Origin of the sequence: Bacillus sp. FSL W7-1346, from assembly GCF_038593335.1 — a bacterium.
GTDB lineage: Bacteria > Bacillota > Bacilli > Bacillales > Bacillaceae > Bacillus > Bacillus altitudinis.
Genome location: NZ_CP151988.1, coordinates 3,266,212 through 3,288,606, shown reverse-complemented (window position 1 = coordinate 3,288,606; position 22,395 = coordinate 3,266,212). Strand labels below are relative to the sequence as shown.

General features: G+C 43.0%; 20 protein-coding genes. 4 read left to right on the top strand and 16 right to left on the bottom strand.

Annotation, left to right across the window (positions count from 1 at the left end; translation table 11 throughout):
* Positions 1-28: 28 nt before the first annotated feature.
* Positions 29-2,806 carry a DEAD/DEAH box helicase gene (locus NST09_RS16935; RefSeq protein WP_008343293.1) on the bottom strand — a complete coding sequence of 926 codons (2,778 nt, stop codon included), beginning with the start codon at positions 2,804-2,806 and terminating at the stop codon, positions 29-31.
* A complete protein-coding gene (locus NST09_RS16930; RefSeq protein WP_017360013.1) occupies positions 2,793-4,400 on the bottom strand; it encodes an SWIM zinc finger family protein in 1,608 nt (535 codons plus the stop codon). Before NST09_RS16930 ends, NST09_RS16935 begins: the two co-directional genes overlap by 14 nt.
* A 186-nt stretch (positions 4,401-4,586) precedes the next feature.
* Here NST09_RS16930 and NST09_RS16925 point away from each other — a divergent pair, with 186 nt between their 5' ends.
* Positions 4,587-4,730 (top strand): hypothetical protein, encoded by a 144-nt coding sequence (locus NST09_RS16925; RefSeq protein WP_003214884.1) that lies wholly within the window; start codon positions 4,587-4,589, stop codon positions 4,728-4,730.
* A gap of 114 nt (positions 4,731-4,844) precedes the next feature.
* The gene (locus NST09_RS16920; protein WP_342493147.1) at positions 4,845-6,164 is read left to right on the top strand and encodes a UDP-glucose/GDP-mannose dehydrogenase family protein; all 1,320 of its coding nucleotides are present in this window, start codon (positions 4,845-4,847) and stop codon (positions 6,162-6,164) included.
* 40 nt (positions 6,165-6,204) lie between these two features.
* Here NST09_RS16920 and NST09_RS16915 read toward each other — a convergent pair whose 3' ends face one another.
* The 5 genes from NST09_RS16915 to alsS all read right to left on the bottom strand — a co-directional run bounded on the left by NST09_RS16915 (position 6,205) and on the right by alsS (position 10,472).
* Positions 6,205-6,738, bottom strand: a complete 534-nt coding sequence (locus NST09_RS16915; protein ID WP_007497548.1) for a chromate transporter — start codon at positions 6,736-6,738, stop codon at positions 6,205-6,207.
* A complete protein-coding gene (locus NST09_RS16910) occupies positions 6,738-7,298 on the bottom strand; it encodes a chromate transporter (RefSeq protein ID WP_034647433.1) in 561 nt (186 codons plus the stop codon). Before NST09_RS16910 ends, NST09_RS16915 begins: the two co-directional genes overlap by 1 nt.
* Positions 7,299-7,335: 37 nt before the next feature.
* Positions 7,336-7,812 (bottom strand): Lrp/AsnC family transcriptional regulator, encoded by a 477-nt coding sequence (locus tag NST09_RS16905; protein WP_017360010.1) that lies wholly within the window; start codon positions 7,810-7,812, stop codon positions 7,336-7,338.
* 153 nt (positions 7,813-7,965) lie between these two features.
* On the bottom strand, positions 7,966-8,718 hold the full coding sequence (gene budA, locus NST09_RS16900; RefSeq protein WP_342493557.1) for an acetolactate decarboxylase: 753 nt from the start codon (positions 8,716-8,718) through the stop codon (positions 7,966-7,968).
* A gap of 53 nt (positions 8,719-8,771) precedes the next feature.
* On the bottom strand, positions 8,772-10,472 hold the full coding sequence (gene alsS, locus NST09_RS16895) for an acetolactate synthase AlsS (protein ID WP_250026672.1): 1,701 nt from the start codon (positions 10,470-10,472) through the stop codon (positions 8,772-8,774).
* 150 nt (positions 10,473-10,622) lie between these two features.
* Here alsS and alsR point away from each other — a divergent pair, with 150 nt between their 5' ends.
* Together alsR and NST09_RS16885 are read left to right on the top strand one after the other, a co-directional pair.
* Positions 10,623-11,537: an acetoin biosynthesis transcriptional regulator AlsR gene (gene alsR / locus NST09_RS16890; RefSeq protein ID WP_224558772.1), complete on the top strand. Its 915-nt coding sequence runs from the start codon at positions 10,623-10,625 to the stop codon at positions 11,535-11,537.
* 32 nt (positions 11,538-11,569) lie between these two features.
* Complete coding sequence (locus NST09_RS16885) at positions 11,570-12,187, top strand: flavin reductase family protein (protein ID WP_342493146.1); 618 nt, start codon at positions 11,570-11,572, stop codon at positions 12,185-12,187.
* A 232-nt stretch (positions 12,188-12,419) separates the two neighbouring features.
* On the opposite strand, the gene rbsB is transcribed toward NST09_RS16885, so the two are convergent.
* The 9 genes from rbsB to NST09_RS16840 all read right to left on the bottom strand — a co-directional run bounded on the left by rbsB (position 12,420) and on the right by NST09_RS16840 (position 21,871).
* Entirely contained in the window at positions 12,420-13,337 is a 918-nt protein-coding gene (gene rbsB / locus NST09_RS16880; protein ID WP_008343273.1) for a ribose ABC transporter substrate-binding protein RbsB, read from the bottom strand.
* Positions 13,338-13,350: 13 nt separating this feature from the next.
* On the bottom strand, positions 13,351-14,304 hold the full coding sequence (gene rbsC, locus NST09_RS16875; RefSeq protein WP_007497532.1) for a ribose ABC transporter permease RbsC: 954 nt from the start codon (positions 14,302-14,304) through the stop codon (positions 13,351-13,353).
* Position 14,305: 1 nt separating this feature from the next.
* Positions 14,306-15,787: a sugar ABC transporter ATP-binding protein gene (locus NST09_RS16870; RefSeq protein WP_342493145.1), complete on the bottom strand. Its 1,482-nt coding sequence runs from the start codon at positions 15,785-15,787 to the stop codon at positions 14,306-14,308.
* A 15-nt stretch (positions 15,788-15,802) separates the two neighbouring features.
* On the bottom strand, positions 15,803-16,195 hold the full coding sequence (rbsD, locus tag NST09_RS16865; protein WP_017360008.1) for a D-ribose pyranase: 393 nt from the start codon (positions 16,193-16,195) through the stop codon (positions 15,803-15,805).
* Complete coding sequence (gene rbsK / locus NST09_RS16860) at positions 16,192-17,070, bottom strand: ribokinase (RefSeq protein WP_342493144.1); 879 nt, start codon at positions 17,068-17,070, stop codon at positions 16,192-16,194. The genes rbsD and rbsK overlap by 4 nt, the downstream gene beginning before the upstream one ends.
* A complete protein-coding gene (locus tag NST09_RS16855) occupies positions 17,067-18,053 on the bottom strand; it encodes a LacI family DNA-binding transcriptional regulator (RefSeq protein WP_342493143.1) in 987 nt (328 codons plus the stop codon). The genes rbsK and NST09_RS16855 overlap by 4 nt, the downstream gene beginning before the upstream one ends.
* Before the next feature lie 117 nt (positions 18,054-18,170).
* Positions 18,171-19,313, bottom strand: a complete 1,143-nt coding sequence (locus NST09_RS16850; protein WP_342493142.1) for a Ger(x)C family spore germination protein — start codon at positions 19,311-19,313, stop codon at positions 18,171-18,173.
* Entirely contained in the window at positions 19,303-20,400 is a 1,098-nt protein-coding gene (locus NST09_RS16845; RefSeq protein WP_342493141.1) for a GerAB/ArcD/ProY family transporter, read from the bottom strand. The genes NST09_RS16850 and NST09_RS16845 overlap by 11 nt, the downstream gene beginning before the upstream one ends.
* Positions 20,390-21,871 (bottom strand): spore germination protein, encoded by a 1,482-nt coding sequence (locus tag NST09_RS16840; protein WP_008343262.1) that lies wholly within the window; start codon positions 21,869-21,871, stop codon positions 20,390-20,392. The genes NST09_RS16845 and NST09_RS16840 overlap by 11 nt, the downstream gene beginning before the upstream one ends.
* Between the last annotated feature and the right edge of the window lie 524 nt (positions 21,872-22,395).

Genomic DNA, 22,395 nt, shown 5'->3' with positions numbered 1-22,395 from the left:
TTTGAGAAAAGTCCTCTTTTTGCTGTCATTAAGATGATTGAGCGGCTGCACTTAACGTGAATAAATCTTCTAGTTCGTTCGTTGACAGCTCTGTAATCCAGCTTTCACTTTGGATAATTTGATCATTTAACGTTTGTTTTGTTTCGAGCATTTGATCAATTTTTTCCTCTATCGTGCCGGTTGTGATCATCTTATGGACGTGAACAAACCGCTTTTGCCCGATGCGGTAAGCACGGTCTGTTGCTTGGTTTTCTACAGCAGGATTCCACCATCTATCGTAGTGAATGACATGATTGGCGGCGGTTAAGTTTAGTCCGGTTCCTCCTGCTTTTAAAGAAAGAATTAAGATGTTGAACTCTTTTTTCTGGAAGCGTTCCACCATTTTGTCCCGATCATGTTTTGATAAGCTCCCATTTAAAAATTGAACTGGTTCTCCAAACATCTTTTCAGCCAGCTGTTTGATCATGTTGCCCATTTCAATATACTGCGTAAAAATGAGACAGCTTTCTCCTTGTTCGTGTATGGCTTTTAACAGCTCTGCTAATTTATCCATTTTTAATGAACGTTTCAACAATTTCACGTCTGTTCCGCTCTCTTTTAAATAAAGAGCAGGGTGATCGCAAATTTGTTTGAGTCTGCCAAGCATACTTAGAATGATGGCTTTCCGCTGCATCCCTGTTAATGAGGCCATATGTTCGAATGTATCTTTGACCAGCTGTTCATATAAAGATGCCTGCTCTGCAGATAACGGGATGAATTCTTTTTCTTCTAGTTTCTCTGGCAGATTGAGTGCGACTTCTTCATCTTGTTTTGTTCGTCTTAATAAGAATGGCTTGATCAGCTGCTGCAGCTGTTGGATTCTTTTTTCTTCACGGTCTTTTTCAATCGGAAGGACGAACTTTTTATGAAAACTGGTCAGGCTGCCGAGATATCCTTTGTTCACGAAGTCGAAAATAGACCAAAGCTCTGTCAAACGGTTCTCCATCGGTGTCCCGCTGAGGGCAATGTGGTGCTGTCCTTTTAATTGCCTAATGGCTCTCGATTGTTTCGTATGGGCATTTTTAATGTTCTGGGCTTCGTCTAAGCAAATGGTATTCCATTTGGCTGCTGTTAATTCATCACGGTCAGAATGTGAGAGACCATACGAAGTGAGGACGATATCTGTTGACTCGTATGCTTTTGTAAAGTTCTCACCTTGTGGACGTGACGGTCCATAATGCAGAGCGACATTTAAATGTGGTGCGAATGTTTCAAGCTCTCTTTGCCAGTTCCCTAATACGGAAGTCGGTGCAATGATGAGAGATGGAGCGGCGTCTTGTTGATGCTCCTTCAAATAGGTGAAATAAGCGATCATTTGAATCGTTTTTCCAAGACCCATATCATCTGCTAAACAAGCCCCGAATCCATGAGACCTTAAGAACAGAAGCCAGTTGACACCGTGCTGCTGATACGGGCGCAGTGTGCCCTTAAAGGACTCACTCATCTCGTAGGATGGCAGCTCTTGTGTATCATTTAACTGATGAACAAGCCCTCGTAATTGAGACGAAAGTTCAAATTGAATATGGGCAAAGGCCGAACTGTCTAGTAGCTCAGGAATCGACTCAGAAGAGGCCTCTTGGTCTGCGAGTTCACGCGACAAAATATCCGACATATGAAGTCCTTCGTTCTCAGCGCGCTCCATCCATTTCTTCATTTGCTGGATAAAGGTCGGATCGATTTTAATCCATTGTCCACGAATGTTGACAAGACGACGTTTACTTTGAACAAGCTCGTTGAACTCATCTTCTGTCAACTCAATACCGTTTGTGGCAAAGCGCCAATTAAAGTCCATAAGGGCATCCATTCCAACGTGCGATTCGCCTCGTGGTGTGGAGGAAATCCGTGCTTTTAGCATCATGGTGCTTTCTTTGACGATCTGCCACCATGATGGGAGCAGGATCTCAATCCCCATGTTCACAAGTGTTTCACTCGCTTCAGATAGGAAGAGCCACGCTTCTTCTTCTGACATGAGGGTGGTACCAGATGTGAATGAGAGCCAAGGGACAATCTGACCGAACCGCTCCAGCTCTCTGGTGATTTTTTCTTGAAACGGACGCCATGATTTTTTTAAAGAACGGATGCCTTCAAAGAAATGCAGATCACTGTTTTTCTTATCACGCAAAAACAATTCAATTTTCCAATCATCCCCGTCGAAATCAGGCTCATTTAAACGCAAGCCGACAGTGAAAGGCGTCTCATCATCAATCCAGCCGATCGTTTCCAAGAAATCCTGTTCATCTAAAAAATGTCCTTGGAAGGAGGAAAGAGCAGGCGATTGTGCAGTCATTCGGTTCCATTTGTGCTGCAGGGCATCATCATACTGAATGTAATCCTGTACGGCAAAGGAGAACCAATCAGCTGTGTAGCCATCTAACAGACCTTCTTTGTCTTTAAAGCGAAGCATGCCTTGTGTCCATGCCTCGAAATCTGGGACAAAATCTTCATCCTCGATGAATTCGTAAATGGTTGAGGCTGTTTTCATAAGCGGCTCTGTTTCATCCGTTAACGTCACATGGCTGAAAGTATTGAATGAATTTTTCCCTAGCAATTCAACGGTCATCCAAGGACTTAACAGGAAGGCAGGTGTGCCAATAAAGCTCACATCTTCTAAGAATGTTCCGTAAAAAGATGATTCGTGCCATTGGAAAAGCTGCCTCTTCATTTCATTTAGCGGTACAGGCTGTCCGTCCTCTGCTTGCGCTGAAATGGTGAAAGAGAAATCTTCGGTTTGTTCTGCATGAATGACAATTTGTTTATGGCGTGTCATCAATTAATTTTCCTTTCTTCATTTCCTCTTGGAACGCACGCAGCCGTTTTGTTGAATCTTGCAGCTGCTGTACATATCTTTCCCACACCGCGGTTTTTTTCGTTTTATGATAAAGCGTACGCAGTTTTTTGAGCATTTTCACAGATTCCCGGTAAGCACTTCGATTCTTTTGATCGAGAAGCAGTGAGATTTCCCGGTGGTACGAAGGAATGAGTGCTTCAGGCTCTTCCTTTGCAATCTGTTTGATCAGTTCTTTCTCCAATTCACTGATGGAGAAACCAACGAGGCTGTGTATTTCAATCCATTCTGCATAGCGTTCTTGTGCATATAAGAGCTGACTATATTCAGTAAATGCATAAGGCATACAGATTTGGAGATAGCGTTCATACAAGAAATGATCTTTCGTCTGTTTAAAGTACGCGTCTAAATAAAAGAAGAAATCGCTGACGGCTCCACGCAGTTCTCTATAAGATAGGTCAAGCTGGCAATATTCTTCTAATACATATGTGATCTCTTGATACCAAAGTTTGAGACGCTTCCAGTCCTTGCGGTTTGTGAGATCCTTTAGCCAATTGAGCACATTTGGCAGCATATCTGCATTGAGCAATTTTAATTGCTGAAAAAGTCTTTCGTCTTCTTTTAGCAAATAATCCATATGCATCAGCCCAATGGTGCGCTCAACCGTTTGCTCCTGCTGTTGGGCGCTCTTGAGTAATTCTGTTTCTTTTTTGACCCATTTCCCTCTATTTAATATAGTTCCCCACATTTCCATAAAGACCGCAACTCGTTCATGCTGGAAAGGTCCGCTGATTTGAAGAAGTGTCCGAACGGCAGTTGGTGTGTTTTCAAGAAACGGATCGAGGGAAAAGGAAAGGGCGTATGTCCTCAAATGATCCACTGAATCAAAAATGGTGTTCATGAGCTGTTCTACATATGGATTCATTGAATAAAAGTCTTTTTCGGCATCAAGGCGGCCGAGGTCGATTAGCTCATGGAGCCTTAACCACACATCGATGGACGTATGAATCGCATACAAACTCTTGAATTCAGGTGAAGTGGGTGCGTGTTTTTTCAGGATCGATAAATAGCCGTAATACAAATGTTGTGGTGTTTGCTGGTGCTTCGGTGTCCGTTTCAGCCAGAGGTGAAATTCCTCCTGGAAAAAATTCAGCCAGCTCTGAAGTGATTGTTCATCTGGGCGCTTCACTTGGAAGTGCTGGCGAATGAGTTCTTTGCTGCGCTGTAATTCATCCTTCTCTGACCAATTTTCTGTAAAGCCGGTCACACTCTCTACTTGAGCGTATAGCGAAAAGAAAACAGCGAGGATGTGTTTACATAGTCCATCAGCTGGACATGAACAGCTGCTTCTCACTGGAAACAGCACATGAAGGTGGACTCTTGCTGCCACGACATCATGTACATAAGCTGACCATTCGGTATCAGACTCTTGCTTGAGCCGATATACGCTGTCCTGTCTATAAGTAATCAATGCTTTTTTGATGAGTTGCTTGTTTTCATCTGTTGCAGGAAGAAGTTCTTTGATCTGTTCGGCTGTTTGTTTGATTTCTTCTTCGTTGATGTTGTGCTGAAGCATTTGATCCGCTCCTAACCAAGTAAAAGATTCCAATTCTTTTATTATAGCTCAATGGTGATTTATAAAAAAGTTTTTCATGAAAATGGTCATAAATTTCAAAAGCTGTCGAATGATGTATTAGAGTATTGCATAAACCAACCATACAGCATATAATAATGAAATTAGTGGAATCGAAAGGATACAGACATGGATAATAAGGGTTTAAATCAAGAAGAGTTTTTAAAGATTTTGATGTACGCTCATGATATTGGTGAAAATTCCAATGATGTCACAACAAAAGAAATGCTTGAAAATCTGATTGCTCATATTCGAAATGGCCTTGTTTCATAAAAGTAACCCCCTGCTCTCTCAGCAGGGGGTTTTTGTATGCTTTTATGAATGGAACGAAAATTCCCGGCATACGATGACATTACAAGCATAAGGAGTATGGGGAGCTGATGTGTCATGAAGGTTGCGATTGCAGGCTGTGGATATGTAGGGCTTGTCACAGGGGTGTGTTTAGCAGAGGCGGGACATGATGTGACATGTATGGATATTGACCGGCGGAAGGTCATGCAGCTGAAGCAAGGGAATCCTCCGATGTACGAGCCGGGATTAAAAGAACTGCTCAAACGGAATATGGAGCAAGGACGCATTCGTTTTCACATGAATGGAGCGTCAGCCTATTCGCAGGCTGACGTGTTAATGATTGCTGTCGGTACCCCGCAGCAGGCAGACGGTCAAGCAGATTTGCAGTATGTCTTTCAAGCGGCAAAGGAGATGGGCTTACAAGCAAAGCCAGGCGCAGTGCTTGTCGTGAAAAGTACAGTGCCTGTCGGAACGGGCGATCAAATTGATCATTTGATTCATCACGTGTTAGGTCGTAAGGAGCCATTATCTATCGCATCGAATCCAGAATTTTTACGAGAAGGGTCTGCTATCTCAGATACGCTGCGAGCGGATCGGCTGGTGATTGGAGCCGAAACAAAGAACGGATTAGATCAGCTAGAGTCTATGTATGCGGATTTCCACATTCCATTCGTGAGAACAGATCGGAAAAGCGCAGAGATGATCAAATACGCATCAAATGCATTTCTTGCCACAAAAATCAGCTTTATGAATGAAATTGCTTCGATTTGTGGAAAAACGGGAGCTGATGTTGAGAGAGTTGCAGAAGGGATGGGACTCGATCAGCGGATTGGTGCTTCGTTTCTTAGGGCAGGCATTGGTTACGGAGGTTCCTGTTTTCCGAAGGATACAAATGCCCTTGTCCAAATTGCAGGGCATGTGTCCCATGATTTTGAGCTATTGAAGGCTGTCATCAAAGTCAACAATGAGCAGCGAGCAAGTTTTATTCGAAGTGTGAAGGAGCGGATGGGAGAAAACTTGGAAGGGAAGAGAATGGCTCTCCTTGGCCTTTCCTTTAAGCCGAATACAGATGATATGAGAGAGGCGCCGTCGATCCCAATCGCTCATCAGCTCCATCAATTAGGAGCGGAGATCGTGGCCTATGATCCTGCTGCCGCCCGCAATGCGGCTCAAGAACTGCCTGATCAAGTCTTTTTTGCTCAAACGATTGAAGAGGCGATCAAGGATGCTGATGCTGTCTGTATACTAACAGAGTGGGCGGATATTCAGTCCTTTCCACTTTCAGCTTATAAAGATTTCATGAGGCAGCCGATCATTTTTGATGGCCGGAATTGTCATACGCTTGAAGCGGCAGAAGTAGCTGGGGTCGAGTATCATTCTATTGGGCGTAGGCCTGTCTCTCCTATTTATATGTAAATGAAAAAACCGATAACAGTGAGATTATCGGTTTTTTTCGTTAATGAGGAAGAATGAATCCGCCATATAAAAATGCAGCCACAATCAGAAAGGCAGGGTGCAATTTGAATTTGGTCATAAAGAAAAATGAAATGGCAGCAATGGCAAGTGATTGCGTCCAGCCAATGGCTTTCACGGCATCTCCGCCAATTTCCCATGTTAATAAAAGCATCATCATCGCAATGACAGGCTGTACAGATAGAGTCATGCCTTTGACGACAGAAGATTGGCGAAAACGATCAATGAGTTTTAGCAATAAAATCAATCCAATAGCAGACGGCAGGACCGTCGCAAGCAGTGCAACGATAAAGCCTGGCCATCCCATGACATCATAGCCTACATAAGCCGCAATTTTCGTAGCGATTGGACCTGGAAGTGCGTTGGCTAATGCGAGCATATTGGAGAACCCTTCGTTTGTCATCCAATGAAAATGATTGACGATTTCTTCATAATTGAGCGGAATGGAGGCAGGTCCTCCGCCATACCCCAACAGATTGGATAAGAAGAATGCCCAGAATAAAAAGAGAATTAGCATCACGAAGACACTCCTTTCTCTTTATTTGTTCGAGTCCAGCGATCTTTCAGTTTGAAATGAAAGGCACCATAACATAAAAAGATGATGACAATGATTCCTGGATGAATCGAGAGTACTTGAAGACCGACAAATGCCAAAAGGAATAGGACGATTCCGAAGATCATGCCGAAGCCCTTCAACGCTTTTTGTCCAAATTCATATGCCATCATTCCTAACAGAACGGCAATCACTGGTGTCACAGCACCGATCATATTTTGAATGATGACTGAAGAGCTTAAGACGCTGACAAGTGTAACAAGTGCCACCATAGCGAGACATGTCGGTAAAATATGTGCAGCTGTTGCAACAATGGCGCCAGATACACCTTTTAATCGATAGCCGAGGTATGCCGACATTTTCGTAGCAATCGGTCCGGGTAATGCGTTGGCGATGGCGAGTGTTTCTCCAAATTCGTCATCATTGATCCATTTGTATTTGACGACCGCTTCATGGCGAATGAGCGGGATCACGGAAGGTCCTCCGCCAAATCCCAGAATACCGGTTCGCACCATGGCGATCATGAGTTCAAGATATGATTGCAAGTGGTTCAACTCCTATCTACAATTTCATGCCCATTCGGCTTTTGTATCGTTTAATGAGCATTTGACAGTCAACACTGACGACGCCTTCAAGTGGGTACAGCTTCTTTGTCAGGAACGTCTCCATTTCCTGTTCATTTTGAAAAATGCCATGCATATGCAGCTTGCTTGGTCCTGTCATATGATAAAGGCTTGTGACGGCTGTTTCCTGCTCAAGCTGAAGGGCGACTGTTTCTAAACATTTCGGCTCAACCTCTACGTTAAAAAAGACAGAGACATGAATGCCGATCTTTGCTGGATTAATGACAGCGGTGAATCGTTCAATGACACCTGCTTCAATGAGCTGCTGAATACGGGCTTGTACAGCAACACGGGAAAGGCCGACTTGTTTCCCTAGATCCGTGTAGGACATACGCCCGTCCTCGTGTAATAAGGAAAGAATTTGTTTATCTCTTTCATCTAATGTTAAGTTTGGAATGCGATATTCATGTGCCATCGTATAACCACCTTTCTTCTGTTGATATTCTATCATATTTTATTACGAATAGAATGTTTGATTTTTAATTGAGTAACGAAATGAAATGATGAAAGAAGATAATATATCTTTTTGTATGAAAAAACACCCCAGTATCACCGGGGTGTGTTCATTTTATTTTTCTGGGCTGCTTTCCGCACTGGCAATTTGCTGTGCAAGGTCAGCACGATCAATGTCTGCTTGGAAGAACTCCTGCGTATTTGGAAGGTGTAAATTCATGTGACGTTTTTGGGAAATTCGGATGGTCACTTGATCCACAGAGTAATCAAATACATGCCCGCCTACGCTGCGATCATCATCAATAAAGTGGAGATGATATCCGCTTACCGCAATGCCATGTGCGTACTGTGGTGTACGGAAGCCTGCGATCGTCCCGCGAATATGTTCAAAATCGAAAATAGGCTGTGACTTGACTGCCTCTACCATCGGAACGTAAGGTTTTTCCTGTTTTTCAACCGTACGGGTTTGAACCTTTTTGAATGACCCATCGATGCGGATCGCATAAAAGACATTTTTGCTCGGTAAGATTCGGTCGATTTCTTCCTCTAGCTCTTTGGACGTCATCGGTGCATCAATTCGATGAACGATGTCCGTTTCAAAGAATGCTAGAGAGCAGAATGGTGAATAATCTTGATCGGTTACTGGTGTGGCTGTTCCATCAGAGCGCAGTCGATAAAAAGCGCCATCAAAGCCGATTAGTTCCCCATCTAATTGATTGAATGTGCCAATGCCAAAATCACCATGCTCGGGAATATGTGATAGGGAGAAATCTCCATCGTATACGGCTTCCAGCAAGGAGGTCATGGTTGATACTTGATAGACCTCTTGCTTTTTGTCCTGCGGTATTGTGTTGTTTTGTTGATTCATTGGGTGCATCATACCCATATCCGCTCACTCCTTTAACGTAATGTATCGAAGTCTTATCTGACGTTCGTTGTGTGTTTTTCACGAAAGACTTCTGGCCATTTTTGACTGGCGAGGTCTGGGTTGTCTTGATAGTCTATCGGAATATCAATAATAACGGGTCCTTCTATGTTTATACCCTTTTGAAGGACAGTTGAAAGCTCTTCAGGTGAGTTGACACGTAATCCAGTTGCTCCAAAGCTTTCTGCATATTTCACTAAGTCGATCTGACCGAACTCAACACAAGACGTACGGTCATACTTCATTTCCTGCTGGAATGCCACCATATCGTATGTGCTGTCGTTCCAAACGAGATGAACGAGATTTGTTTTCATGCGCACGGCTGTTTCTAATTCCATGGCGGAGAAGAGAAAACCGCCATCACCTGAGACTGAAATGATCTTTTCATCTGGATTTAATATGGAGGCTGCAATCGCCCATGGTAATGCCACGCCAAGTGTTTGCATTCCGTTACTCACTAGGAACGTGTTCTGTTCATAAACACGGAAGTGGCGAGACATCCAAATGGCGTGCGATCCGATATCACATGTCACTTTCGTCTCATCTGGGATGATACGTCTCAACGTATGAATGACATCCAGCGGGTGTGATAAATGACTTTCTCTTTCTGGTGCTTTTTCGATATCACTTAACAGCTCTTGTAATTCTGTGACGAGATCTACGTTCTTTTTGCATAATGAAAGTGGAACGCTGTCGTGGGCTAGATGTTGCACCGTTTCAGATATATTGCCCACAAGCTCAAGCGTCGGTTCATAGAAATGGTCAATATCTGCCTGCATGTCATCCACATGGATGATGTGACGCTGCTGCGGTTTCAAATTCCAATGCTTCGGATCGTATTCGATTGGATCAAAGCCAATAGTTAAAATCACATCTGCTTTCTCAATGAGAAGGTCGCCTGGCTGATTACGGAATAAACCGATTCTGCCCACATATTGAGCCTCAAGCTCTCTTGAGAGAACGCCGGCTCCTTGGTACGTTTCGACAAATGGGATACCAAGTGTTTTTAATAATGTTCTTGTCGCATTTGCCGCAGCTGGACGGCTAGCTTTCATTCCCACAATTGCAACAGGTAAGTGCGCATTTTGAATTTTGGCGATGGCCGAACTGATGAGAGCATCCGGTGCAGGACCTAGTTCTGGAGAAGGGTGAGCAGACACTGGTGTTTGTGTGGTGTGTTCGGTCACGACATCTTGTGGAAAGCTGATAAATGCTGCCCCAGCTTGACCTCTTTGTGCCGCGCGAAAAGCATTTGTTAAGGCTTCTGGTATATTGTTTACGTCTTGTACTTCAACGCTATATTTTGTCACTGGTTTGAATAATGCCGCATTGTCGAGTGATTGATGTGTTCGTTTGAGCCGATCCGCACGGATGACGTTTCCAGCGATTGCAACAACAGGGTCACCTTCTGTATTGGCAGTTAATAGACCTGTCGCTAAATTGGATGCGCCAGGACCTGATGTGACGAGACAAACGCCTGGTTTGCCAGTTAAACGACCGACGGCTGCTGCCATGAATGCCGCATTTTGTTCGTGTCTGCATAGCACAAGCTCTGGACCTCTGTCTTTTAATACATCAAATACTGCATCAATTTTTGCACCTGGAATCGCAAAAACATGGGTCACACCTTGGGCAATGAGCGTATCAACAATCAACTCTGCTCCTCGTTTTGTTAGGGGTTGTGTTTGAGAATTCATTTACCCCGCACTCCTTTCGGCAAGTAAAATTTTTTATGAAAATATATTTTCATGATATGATTTACTATACATTTCACAAAATAAATTTTCCAATATATGTTTAACGTAGTTTTAATATGTTTCACGAATAAGTGTTTGAGGAGTGAAAGGATGGAACTGAGACATTTGCAGTATTTTGTCACAGTCGCGGAGGAGCTGCATTTCGGCAGAGCGGCCGCACGATTGAACATGACACAGCCTCCACTTAGTCAGCAAATTAAGCAGTTTGAGGAAGAATTGGGATTTCCTTTGTTTCACCGGTCTAAACGGGTGGTGGAGTTAACAGCTGCTGGAAAGGTTTTTTTACATGAGGTCCGGGGGGTGCTGCATCAGCTTGATAAAGCCGTTGATCATGCCCGGCATACGGCAAGAGGGGAGCTTGGGAAGATTATCATCGGTTTCGTTGGTACAGCGACATATGATATTCTGCCGCCAGTTGTCCGTGAATTCAGAGAGCTGTACCCCTCTGTCAGTATTGAGCTGCAACAGCTCTCTGTCCCGCAGCAGCTTGAGGCGCTTTTGAATGGTGAGATTGATATTGGTTTTTTGCATCCTACATCACCGCAAGAAGAATTGGTCAGTCGTTTAATGAAGCAAAGTGAATGTATTTTTGCGATTCCGAAAAACCATCCGCTGGCGGAAAAAGAAGCGGTCACGATTGAAGATATTCGTGATGAGCCGATTATTTCTTTATCAAAGGAATCATGGCCGTCCCTTTATCAGCATTTTGTCCTACTTTGTGAAAAGTACGGATTTTCACCCAATATCGTGCAGGAAGCAGCAGAATATCAAATGGTCATTGGTCTTGTCACAGCGGGAATCGGAATTGCTATCATTCCAACATCGGCCCGGCGTTTATTTAATTTAGATGTGGTGTATCGGTCAATTGAAGGTGAGCAGCTACTCGCGGAATGGACCATTTCTTATAGGCGAGAAAATCATAATCCGGCATTGTTTCATCTTGTCCATCATATTCTCCATCGTGCTGAGCCGGAATCAGGGAAGAGAGAACGGGGTATGGTATGATGTCGTTACATACAAGAGGAGGCATGTCTGAAGTGATTACATTACAAATGGATCAGTTGTCACGAAAAGAAGCATATAAAGTATTATCTGGTTCCGTCGTTCCAAGACCCATTGCATTTATTACAAGCCTTTCTAAAGAAGAAGTCGTCAATGCTGCACCATTTAGTTTCTTTAATGTCATTAGCGGCCATCCTCCGCTGATCGCTGTTTCTATTGGACGTCGTCAAGGAGAGATGAAAGATACAGCAAAACATATCATCGACAGGGAAGAATTTGTTGTCCATGTGAGTGATGAAGCGATGATTGAAGATATTAATGAAACAGCTGCTACTTTGCCAGAGGATGAGAGTGAGCTGACTCGTACCGGTCTTCATCAAGTGAAGAGCAGCGTGGTGTCAGTGCCAGGAATCAAGGAAGCACGCATTCGCTTTGAATGTCAGCTGGAAAAACATCTGACCTTTCAAAATGATGAAGGGGAGATCACAGTCGATCATATCATTGGCCGGGTGGTGTGTGCGCATTTAGATGAATCCGTCTATAATGCGGAAAAAGGATATATTTTTACGAATGAATTAAAGCCAGTTGCACGTTTAGCGGGGAATGATTATGCCCATTTAGGCACGCCATTTGTACTGAAGAGGCCGGAATAACATCTAAACCCCCGAGGCTATCGGGGGTCCAGCGTGTAGACAAACCCTCGCATTCTTTGTCAGTCCTGCGCTTCGGTGCTCACGAATGTCAATTCGCTCTGCTCCGGTCCTCGTCCTTCCTAGACTGCAAAGGTTTTCTATTACGCTGAAAAGAAAACAAAGTGCTAAAATAAAGTTCATTTCAGCCTTTGTCTACAATCTAAAACCCCCGAGGCTATCGGGGGTTTAGTGTTTATTTCTTTTGTTCTAGTTTCAATGGAGCGGCGATATTTTTTTCTACCTTTTTGCCTTTTAATACATCGTCCGCAGCGCCGACTGCCAGTTGACCGATCAGCTCTGGCTGCTGCGCGACTGTTGCAGATAGTTTTCCTGCTTTGATCGAGTTGAGTGCATCTTCGTTACCGTCAAAACCAACGACAAGAATGTCTTTTCCAGAGCTTTGGATGGCCTCTAGTGCGCCAAGCGCCATTTCATCATTGTGGGCAAAAACGGCTTTGATGTCAGGGTTTCCTTGAAGAAGGTTTTCCATCACGTTGAGCCCTTTTGTCCGGTCGAAGTCAGCGGCTTGTTTTGCTGTGACATCTAACTGTTTGTCTGCAATTTGATGGAAACCTTTTCCTCGTTCACGTGTCGCAGAAGCACCTGGTACACCTTCTAGTTCAGCCACTTTTGCTCCTTTACCGACTTTGTCGATGATAAAGTTAGCGGCCATTTCGCCGCCTTTGATGTTATCGGAAGCAACGAGCGCTTCAACCTTTCCGCTTTCTGCCGAACGGTCTAATGTGATGACCGGTATGTCTGAAGCATTCGCAGATTCGACAGCCGTTGATATGGCAGAGGAATCGGCTGGGTTAATGAGTAATGCATCAACCCCTTGTTGAATTAAATCCTCTACATCACTCGTTTGTTTGGCTGAATCATTTTGTGCATCGGCAATGACAACTTCGATGCCAAGCTTTTTCGCTTCTTTTGTCACGCCGTTTTTAAGAGAAACGAAGAATGGGTTATTTAAAGTCGAGATCGACAGTCCGATTTTCATGTCTTTTTTCTTGCCATCCTTTGTTGATTTGGCCCACTCTGGCGGTTCAAGCGAGCAGGCAGAAAGCATGAATAGTGAGAGAGTCACGATCAGGATTACATATTTTTTCATAGCAGCTGCCTCCTTAAGCAGATTTCTTTCTGTCGAGTAGGACTGCAATCAAGATGACAATCCCTTTCACAACAGACTGATAGAATGATGAAACACCAAGTAAGTTCATACCATTGTTCAAGACCCCGATAATGAGTACCCCGATGAGTGTGCCGACAATTCGTCCTCTTCCGCCGGATAGGCTTGTCCCGCCAAGTACAACGGCAGCAATTGCATCAAGTTCATACGACGTACCAGCTGTTGGCTGGGCTGAGTTGAGACGAGATGTTAAGATCGCACCTGCTAAAGCAGACATAAAGCCTGCTAATGAGTAAATCATGATTTTGACGCGTGGTACTTTAATGCCTGAGATGAGGGCTGCTTTTTCATTTCCGCCAATGGCATACGTTCTTCTGCCAAAAGGTGTTTTATGAAGCAAGACCCAAAGTACGATAAAGGTGAGAAGCATGGTGATCGCTGGAACAGGAATGCCTAAGAAATATCCACGGCCAAATAGCTGAAATGCATAGTTAGAGCCAAGCCCTGTAATTGGGTTTCCGTCTGTATAAACAAGCGTCAATCCTCTGAAAATCGTCATCGTCGCAAGTGTTGCGATAAAAGGAGCCATTTTTCCTTTTGTGATTAAAAGACCGTTGATCATTCCAAGGATGGCACCGATGATACATCCAACAATGATGGCAAGAATCGGGTCCAAACCAGATACAATAAAGCCGGCAGTCAGAGCACTAGACAGCGCTAGAATGGCACCGACAGACAAATCAATTCCTCCGGTTAAAATAACAAACGTCATGCCAAAGGCAATGAGGGCGTTAATGGAGATTTGTCTGAGTAAGTTTAAAATGTTTAATGGTTCTAAAAAGGCCGGATTTAAAATAGAAACAATGGCAACAAGGATGATGAGTCCTAAGAATGGCCCAAGCTTTTGCATGATGTTGTCAAATCGTCCATTTGAAGTAAGTGGTTTCATGTTACTTCCCTCCTGTAGCTAATGTCATAATTCGTTCTTGTGTAGCTTCTGTTTTACTTAATTCGCCGCTGATGGTTCCTTCATGGATGACAAGCACTCGATCGCTCATCCCAAGAACTTCTGGGAGTTCAGAGGAGACCATCAAAATCGCAACGCCTCGATCCGTCAACTCGTTCATGAGCTGATAAATTTCTCGTTTCGCCCCGACGTCGACACCTCTTGTCGGTTCATCTAGAATGAGTACCTTCGGTTGAATGCCGATCCATTTGGCGATGACGACCTTTTGCTGATTTCCACCGGACAGGCTGCGTGCAGAGATTTCAGATGAAGCGGTTTTGATCGTGAGTCGTTTGATAAGCAGGTCAACAAAATCCTGTTCGTTTTTCTTATCAATCAGCCCCTTTGGAGAGAAGCTATCTAAGTTAGGCAAGCCGATGTTTTCCCGGATGGATGCATCTAGCATCAGTCCTTCATCTTTACGATCCTCCGTGATAAAACCGATGCCAAGTTTGACTGCATCACTTGGTTTTTTAATAACAGCCTTTTTCCCATGAACCCAAATTTCTCCTTGATCCAGGGGATCGAGTCCAAAGAGCGACCGCATCATTTCCGTTCGGCCAGCGCCCATTAAGCCTGCAACACCGACAATTTCCCCAGCTTTGACGGAAAAACTGACATCTTGAAAGCGGCCTTTCCTCGTTGCTTGCTTCACCTCTAGGACGATATCACCAGTAGAAGGTGTGCGCTCAGGGTAACGATCGGTTAATTCGCGGCCGACCATTTTTTTGACGACTTCATGGAAATTCGTGTCTGGTATCGCTTTCGTATCGACCGTTTTTCCGTCACGCATGATGGTAATCCGGTCACAAATGGCGAAGATTTCTTCCATCCGGTGAGAAATGTAGACGATGGAAACGCCTTCTTTTTTGAGTGATTTAATGACCTGAAATAGCTTTTCAATCTCACGGTCTGTGAGAGCAGCTGTTGGTTCATCCATAATAATGACCTTTGCATCGGTCATTAACGCTTTCGCAATCTCAATCATTTGCTTTTGTCCGACAGAACAGCTTCCTGCCTCTTGATCGAGCGATAGGTTGACAGATAATCGGTCGAGCTGCGCTTGGGCGAGGGTTTTCATTTTCTTGGTGTCTAGGAGACCAAGTTTTGTATAGATTTCTTTCCCGATAAATAAATTCTCGAGTACCGTCATATCAGGCCATATATTCAGCTCCTGATGAATGAAGGCAATCCCGTTCTGCTCGGCTTCTTTCGGATTTTTGAAAGCGGTTTCTTTTCCGTCGATTTGAATCGTTCCTTGATCCAGGGGATAGAGTCCTGTCAGCAGATTCATTAACGTTGATTTTCCTGCCCCGTTTTCACCCATTAGTGCATGGACTTCACCTGTGACGAGGTCAAAGGAGACCCCGGCGAGAACGGTGTTTTTTCCAAAGGCCTTATGGATGTTATGCATTTCAATGTTCATAAGTGGCTCCTCCTTTTAAAAGATGACACCGGCATGAAGAATGCAGTTTGCGTATGGGGTGGCTTCACCCGTTCGAATCACTGCTTTTGCCTGTTTGGTCATGTCTTTAAATGTCTCGTGATCGACTTCATCTAACGGATGTGAGAACGCTTTCTTTAGAAATAAATGATCTCTCTCATTGGCTTCTTTGATTTCACTGGCGATTGTGATGTGTTCAACGGCCATTTCCTCAAGAAGGAGGGAAGTAACCTCCTGAAAGGATGGTGTGCCGATGGATAATGCAAGGTCGATCTTGACCGGGCCTTCTGGAATGGGCAGGCCACAGTCTGCGATGACAATCGTATCTGTATGACCAAGGTCAGCAAGCACCTTGGCGATATGACTATTTAAAATACCATTTTTCTTCATTTCTTATTCTCCAATTCTTCTCTTGCTGGCATGCCGCCTTGGGCACCAAATTTTGTGACTGAGATAGACGCAGCTAAGTTGGCAAAAGCAAGTGCGTCGTATAGGGATTTTCCTTCTGTCAGTGCTACAGCTAGAGCGCCGTTAAAAGTATCACCAGCGCCTGTAGTGTCGACGGCTTTCACAGGATAGCCCGGTACCAACACTTCTTTTGATCCATCAAAGTAACGAACACCATTTTTTCCTTCTGTAATGAGTAATTTGTTTGGATATTGGCGCAAAGCTTCTGCTATGGTGAGTCCATCAAACATAAGAGCTGCTTCGTGTTCGTTTGGCGTGATATAGGCAGCTTGATCTAATATTTGCTGAGAGACTTTGCGAGCTGGTGCGGGATTTAAGATGACTGGAATCCCTTTTTCGCTGCAAATGGCGCAGACGGCTTCGACTGTTTCTTCAGGAATTTCCTGCTGGATGAGGACGATTCCGATATTTTCAATAGAAGAAAGAGCATCTTTTACATAATGAGGTGTTACCTCATTGTTTGCTCCTTTGACGACAACAATGCTGTTATCTCCTTCAGCTAAAATGATATGAGCTGTTCCGCTTTCCATTTCGGTAACCGGTTTCATATAGGTGGTGCGAACACCTTGTGCTTGCAAATTGCGCATAATGTCCTGACCATACGCGTCATCACCAACTCGGCCGATCATATATACATCTGCACCGAGCCTTGCGCTTGCTACTGCTTGATTGGCTCCTTTTCCCCCAGGAACCGTTTTAAATGATTCGCCTAGGACGGTTTCTCCTGCACTAGGACGTTTATTCGATGTGACAACTAGATCCATGGAACAACTTCCTACGACAACTATTTGACTCATTGTGAATCCACCTTTCTTGTGGTCTCTCGTTCAATAAAAGAGACGGGCATTTGAATAACTGCTTGATCTATAGGCTGTTTTTGAATGGCTTTAATGATCAGCTTTGCGGCTTCTTTCCCCATATCATAGGCAGGCTGCCGGATCGTTGATAGAGATGGGAAGAGCAGTTCACTTTGCGGAATATCATCAAATCCAATGATTTGGACGTCTTCTGGAATGGCTTTTCCAATACGAAGCGCTTCGTGTACGATGGCTGCTGCGACGATGTCATTGCTGGCAATGATGCCATCTGTTTCAGGGTACAGCTTGAAAAGAGCCTTGGCGCTTTTTCGGGCTTCCTGAAAAGAAAAAGAAGCGTTAGACATCACATGAAAGTTAGCACCTTCTTCAGTCAGAACATCAAGTGCGCCTTTGAATCTTTGCCGCGCCGTTTGAAGATGAGCGGGCCCTTTTAGCAATGTAATCTGCTGACTGCCGCGTTTGATTAATTCCATTGCAGCCATTTTCCCGCCAGCCGTAGCATCTGCAAACACAGAAGGCGCATTTGGAACGGTACGATCTAAGAAGACAACAGGCAGTTCATCATCATTGTACAAATCCGATTCAGGTTCGTTTGTGACAGCGATGACACCGACCACCTGGTTTTGCTTAAAGGTTTGTAAATAGGCCATTTCCTTCTCCCGATCTTCATCACTGTTTCCGAATAATAACCGAAAGCCGTGTGCATGAATCTCATCCTCAACGCCTCTAGCCAGCTGAGGGAAGAAGGGGTTTGTGATATCAGGTAAGATGAGACCAACTAATCTTGATTCTCTTTTAAAAAGGGATCGTGCCACTTCATTGGGGAAGTAGTTTAGCTCCTGCATCGCTTGTGTCACACGGGTTTTCGTATCAATATGGACGTATCCAGTATCGTTGAGCACGCGTGAAACAGTCGCAACAGACACTTGAGCAGCTTTTGCAACATCTTTAATTGTAGCCAATGGAGTGCCTCCCTTCGTCGATGTGTAACCGTTTACACAGATAGATTATCACGAAAGCATTAAAAAGACAATCTTAAAAAAATAAAAAAAGAAAAGAAAGAGGACGTCTTCCTTTTCTTAACTAATAATGCCTGTTTGGGTAATGTTCACTTTGATTTTTGGGATGATTTTCACTTTTGGATAATCGGTGACCCAATTCATTTTCATATACTCATCATAATGTCTGACCCGGTATTTTCTGCCGAGGCTTAAGACGTCAGAATTTGCTTCTTGTAATGTAGCAACAATTTTTTCTGCTTCTTTTGTCAAGATGGTTGAAAGTCTTTTGTTCAGCATTTCAATTTTTTTGTCTGTATCTAGATTATCTTTTGGGTACTCAAGGACAGAAGTATTAAATTCAAATTTGAGTGAGTATGTTAAGTTTCGATGATCAGGATTCAGAATCTCAATGTCTCTCTTCACATCAGTGACTTGGATGGTGATGTAATTGTTTTCTTTTGACTTCATGTCGCTTCTCACTTTTTTTGTGAAGTTGGCATATTTGCCCATTTTTCCGTCCATGACGGTGAGCAGAATTGCATCTTGACCGTACAACTCGCCTTTCTTCTTCTCATTATCAAATAGAGCAACCCCCTTTACACTGATTAATTTCTTAGATTGATCGAAATGAATTAACGGCAGTGTGAAGTCTTCTCCAGTTTGGAGCATTTTAGATCGAATACTTTGAATGTTTTTAGGTGCTACTTGGGAGGAGCGTGATGCGGTTGTGATTAAGTTATTTAAATAGTCACTCACGATGAGTTTTTCCTTCAGCAGCGAGTTAATCACTTCTTCACAGGTTCCCCCTTGAACAACGGCAAGATTTGCAAGGAGAGGGCTTTTTGGATCACGATAAAACATATCTAAGTAGGGCAGAAGACGCTTTTGGGCAAATTCATCACCGATCAGCATCACCCGCATTTTCGACATGTCTATTTTTTGATCCACAATCCGGCTGAAGTTGGTTCTTGCTTTTCTTAAAGTAGGTGCTTCCGTTGTGAGAAGAGTGGTTAAAAAGCTACCTGTATTTCCTTGTTCCATACTTTGAGACTGCTGCACCTTTCGATAAGTAATCGAGTATCTTGCATTTTCATCCTCTCCCTGATCAACAGCGGAGGTTAACACAAGAGAGATGTTCTTTAATAAATTTTGATCCCAGCAGCCAGGCATGAATATGAGAGAAAGACACATAAGCAACGTCAGTATGTACTTATGACGCATGTGATTTCACCTTCCCTTTGCGATGTTTGATAAAGATGATAATGGCCATAAAGATTGGGAGTGTGTAAATAAATGAATATTGAGCGATGGTGGTAAAGTCATTAAAGCGCTGTATTCTAAAATTATCGGTTGCAAGGTAACAGCTAGCCGCATAAATCAAAATGGCAAAATATAACACATATTTTTTGTGTTCTTTTTTCTTAAGAATACTTGCCACGCCATTAGCGCAAAAGTAAAGGTAATTACTGAGAGTAGCTAAAATGACAAATACCCAGAAACTAAGAAAAATTAAATCCGTCCGCTCAATCACACCGAACGAAATGGTTTTTAACAGATACAGAACAGGGTTGGGAATGATTTTAAGCTCAATCGGACTGAAGAACATAAAACAAATCAATGTAATAAATAGGTAGTAAAGCGTCGTGCATATATTGGCAATGGTCATGACTTTATATCGTTGTTTAATGGTTCCTTTCATCAATGGAGAGATAATGAGGATCATCTCGAACCCGTTCATTGAGAGTACAACATCCTTTAATCCGAGCTGAAATTGAGAAAAATCAGTTTGAAAAAAAGGCAGGAGGTAATCGATATTGGTTCCTTTTAATGAATAGAGCATGATGAGAGATAGCATGAGCAAAAAGGGTGTCAAAACGAAGTTAAACCTGACAATGGCCGTAATTTGCTCCTTTGCAATGTAAATGATGGAGATCATCAGTAATAGATTAATGACCCAATTTGGTGTGAGCGGCAGCACCCAAATGCCAAGAATTCTTGTGAAAATGGATAAAACAACAATGCAGACGGAGGCGAAGTATAACGTATAAAGCGCCACCAAAGTCCGGCCGATCCATTTTCCGAACACTTCAATTAAGGCTTGGAAAAATGATGTATCAGGATACTTCTGAATGATGTAAATAAAAATGGTGTTAATGATTTGGATGAAAAAACAGGCTAAGATAATCGGCATCCACCCATCGTGTCCCATGTCTTTCATCAGCAAATGGGGGAGAGCTAAAATACCGACACCAATTTGAGATTGAATGACAAAAAAGACAGCTTGAGGTGGAGATATTTTATTTTTCATCTTTATTTTTCCATCCTCTCAAATTTTCAATTTGCTCTTTCTTTTTTGGATTTAAGTAAACAGGGCGCTTTTTGTACATCCACATCGGTAATCGGATCACAGTATCTTTTAAGTCCTGCCAGTTAAATGGAGCCACTGGTGATAAGTACGGGACACCTAGTGATTCGAGGCGGCATAAATTCATCAATACGATCGACAGGCCGAATGAAATGCCAATAAACCCAAACATCGATGCCATAAACATGAGGGGAAAACGCAGCATACGAATGGTTGACGTCATTTCAAAAGATGGAAGGACAAAGGAGGCAACAGCTGTCACGGCAACGACAATGACAAGGACATTCGAAATGAGTCCAGCTTTTACCACAGCGTCTCCAATCACCAAACCGCCTACAATCCCAATCGTCTGACCAATTGGCTTTGGCAGACGCACCCCTGCTTCTCGTATGAGCTCAATCGTAATTTCCATCAGCATTGCTTCAATTAACGGCGGAAAAGGAATGCCGATGATGGAATTTTTCATCGTAATCGCTAATTCATCCGGGACCACCTCATAATGAAAACCAATGACCGCAATATAAAAAGAAGGCAAAATCACTGCGATGATACAGGCAACATAGCGAAGAATACGAATAAATGTAGCCGGAATCCAGCGGCTATTATAGTCATCTGGTGATTGAAAGAAACTAAAGAACGTAATAGGCAGAATGATAGCCATTGGGCTGCCGTCCATTAAGACGACAATTCTTCCTTCAAGAATGGCGGATCTCACTTTGTCAGGTCGTTCTGTGTCAATAAGCTGCGGGAAGATGGAATACGAATCATCCTCAATCGCCTCTACAATAGAACCTGGGCTAAGCAGCGTGTCTACTTTAATAGAAGAAATTCGTTTGTTAACCTCATCTATCTTTTCTTGATTGGCAATATCAGAAATATAAACCGTCGCAACCTTTGTTTCAGATTTTGTACCGACCTTATGATACTGGATTGCAAGTTTTCGATCATTTAAGTGTGAACGCAGCAAATATAAATTGGTATCTAAGCTCTCAACAAACCCATCATGTGCGCCTGCAATAATACTTTCAGAAGAAGGTTCAGAAATGGAACGCAGAGGCGGCTGCCCAACAGCAAATATTTTGATCTGTGCGGATTTTTCATCAAGGAAGGCAATACTTCCGGCAATAATGCTGTCGACAATAAGCGTCAAGTCACCTGTTTCGAGTGAACTAAGAGATTTTGCATAGTCCTGCTTTCCAGGAGGGCCAAGCAAGTTGCCAATAATGAAGTTGTTTAATTTACTTTCATCCACTCTTGTTTTAATAAAAAACAGCACTGATTTCGTTTCATTCACCATCAATTCCCGGTATTCAAAATCAGCGCTTTGTTGAAATGCTTTTTTCAGAATCCGAATCTTTTCCTCAAAACCGCCTGATAAAAAGTGTAAGCGTGTTTGCTCATTCGTATTTGGCATCTTTAGCCTCCTCTCACAGATTTTTTAACCATAGTGTAAGCCGAGAAGATGATTTTATGCGTCATCTTTGGGGAAAGCATGACATGCACCGACAACTTTCAACTAAAATCACATTAAAAATGTTAAGAAATGATGAATCTTGATAAAAAGAAATGAATAATGTTTCATTGTTTAGGTCATAAGGAGTGAATATCGTAAAGAGAGGCTATAACAAAATGATTAATATTTGACATCTTATCCCAATTTTTTGTGACCTGGAAATAAGCAGATGACTTGATTTTTTGACAGGTGACCTTTGTCATAGGTCAACACATAGCGTTCTGACCAATGAGGATGACTTTCTAACCTGTTCATTTAAAAATATAAAATATTCTAAAACACGCACTATTCATTTAAAGCACTGATATGACTGATTTCGTAGAGATGAAAGGACTTTAAAACATTGATTCAAAATACATCTTAATAATTGTCGAAAAATTTAGGGAGAAAAGGACAAAAGATTTTTCACTGTTTGATGGTAACGC

Bases quoted from the DNA above. Each gene is read 5' to 3' on its own strand.
- NST09_RS16935 (WP_008343293.1), bottom strand. From the start codon at position 2,806: ATGACACGCCATAAACAAATTGTCATTCATGCAGAACAAACCGAAGAT.
- NST09_RS16930 (WP_017360013.1), bottom strand. From the start codon at position 4,400: ATGCTTCAGCACAACATCAACGAAGAAGAAATCAAACAAACAGCCGAA.
- NST09_RS16925 (WP_003214884.1), top strand. From the start codon at position 4,587: ATGGATAATAAGGGTTTAAATCAAGAAGAGTTTTTAAAGATTTTGATG.
- NST09_RS16920 (WP_342493147.1), top strand. From the start codon at position 4,845: ATGAAGGTTGCGATTGCAGGCTGTGGATATGTAGGGCTTGTCACAGGG.
- NST09_RS16915 (WP_007497548.1), bottom strand. From the start codon at position 6,738: ATGCTAATTCTCTTTTTATTCTGGGCATTCTTCTTATCCAATCTGTTG.
- NST09_RS16910 (WP_034647433.1), bottom strand. From the start codon at position 7,298: ATGATCGCCATGGTGCGAACCGGTATTCTGGGATTTGGCGGAGGACCT.
- NST09_RS16905 (WP_017360010.1), bottom strand. From the start codon at position 7,812: ATGGCACATGAATATCGCATTCCAAACTTAACATTAGATGAAAGAGAT.
- budA (WP_342493557.1), bottom strand. From the start codon at position 8,718: ATGAATCAACAAAACAACACAATACCGCAGGACAAAAAGCAAGAGGTC.
- alsS (WP_250026672.1), bottom strand. From the start codon at position 10,472: ATGAATTCTCAAACACAACCCCTAACAAAACGAGGAGCAGAGTTGATT.
- alsR (WP_224558772.1), top strand. From the start codon at position 10,623: ATGGAACTGAGACATTTGCAGTATTTTGTCACAGTCGCGGAGGAGCTG.
- rbsB (WP_008343273.1), bottom strand. From the start codon at position 13,337: ATGAAAAAATATGTAATCCTGATCGTGACTCTCTCACTATTCATGCTT.
- rbsC (WP_007497532.1), bottom strand. From the start codon at position 14,304: ATGAAACCACTTACTTCAAATGGACGATTTGACAACATCATGCAAAAG.
- NST09_RS16870 (WP_342493145.1), bottom strand. From the start codon at position 15,787: ATGAACATTGAAATGCATAACATCCATAAGGCCTTTGGAAAAAACACC.
- rbsD (WP_017360008.1), bottom strand. From the start codon at position 16,195: ATGAAGAAAAATGGTATTTTAAATAGTCATATCGCCAAGGTGCTTGCT.
- rbsK (WP_342493144.1), bottom strand. From the start codon at position 17,070: ATGAGTCAAATAGTTGTCGTAGGAAGTTGTTCCATGGATCTAGTTGTC.
- NST09_RS16850 (WP_342493142.1), bottom strand. From the start codon at position 19,313: ATGCGTCATAAGTACATACTGACGTTGCTTATGTGTCTTTCTCTCATA.
- NST09_RS16845 (WP_342493141.1), bottom strand. From the start codon at position 20,400: ATGAAAAATAAAATATCTCCACCTCAAGCTGTCTTTTTTGTCATTCAA.
- NST09_RS16840 (WP_008343262.1), bottom strand. From the start codon at position 21,871: ATGCCAAATACGAATGAGCAAACACGCTTACACTTTTTATCAGGCGGT.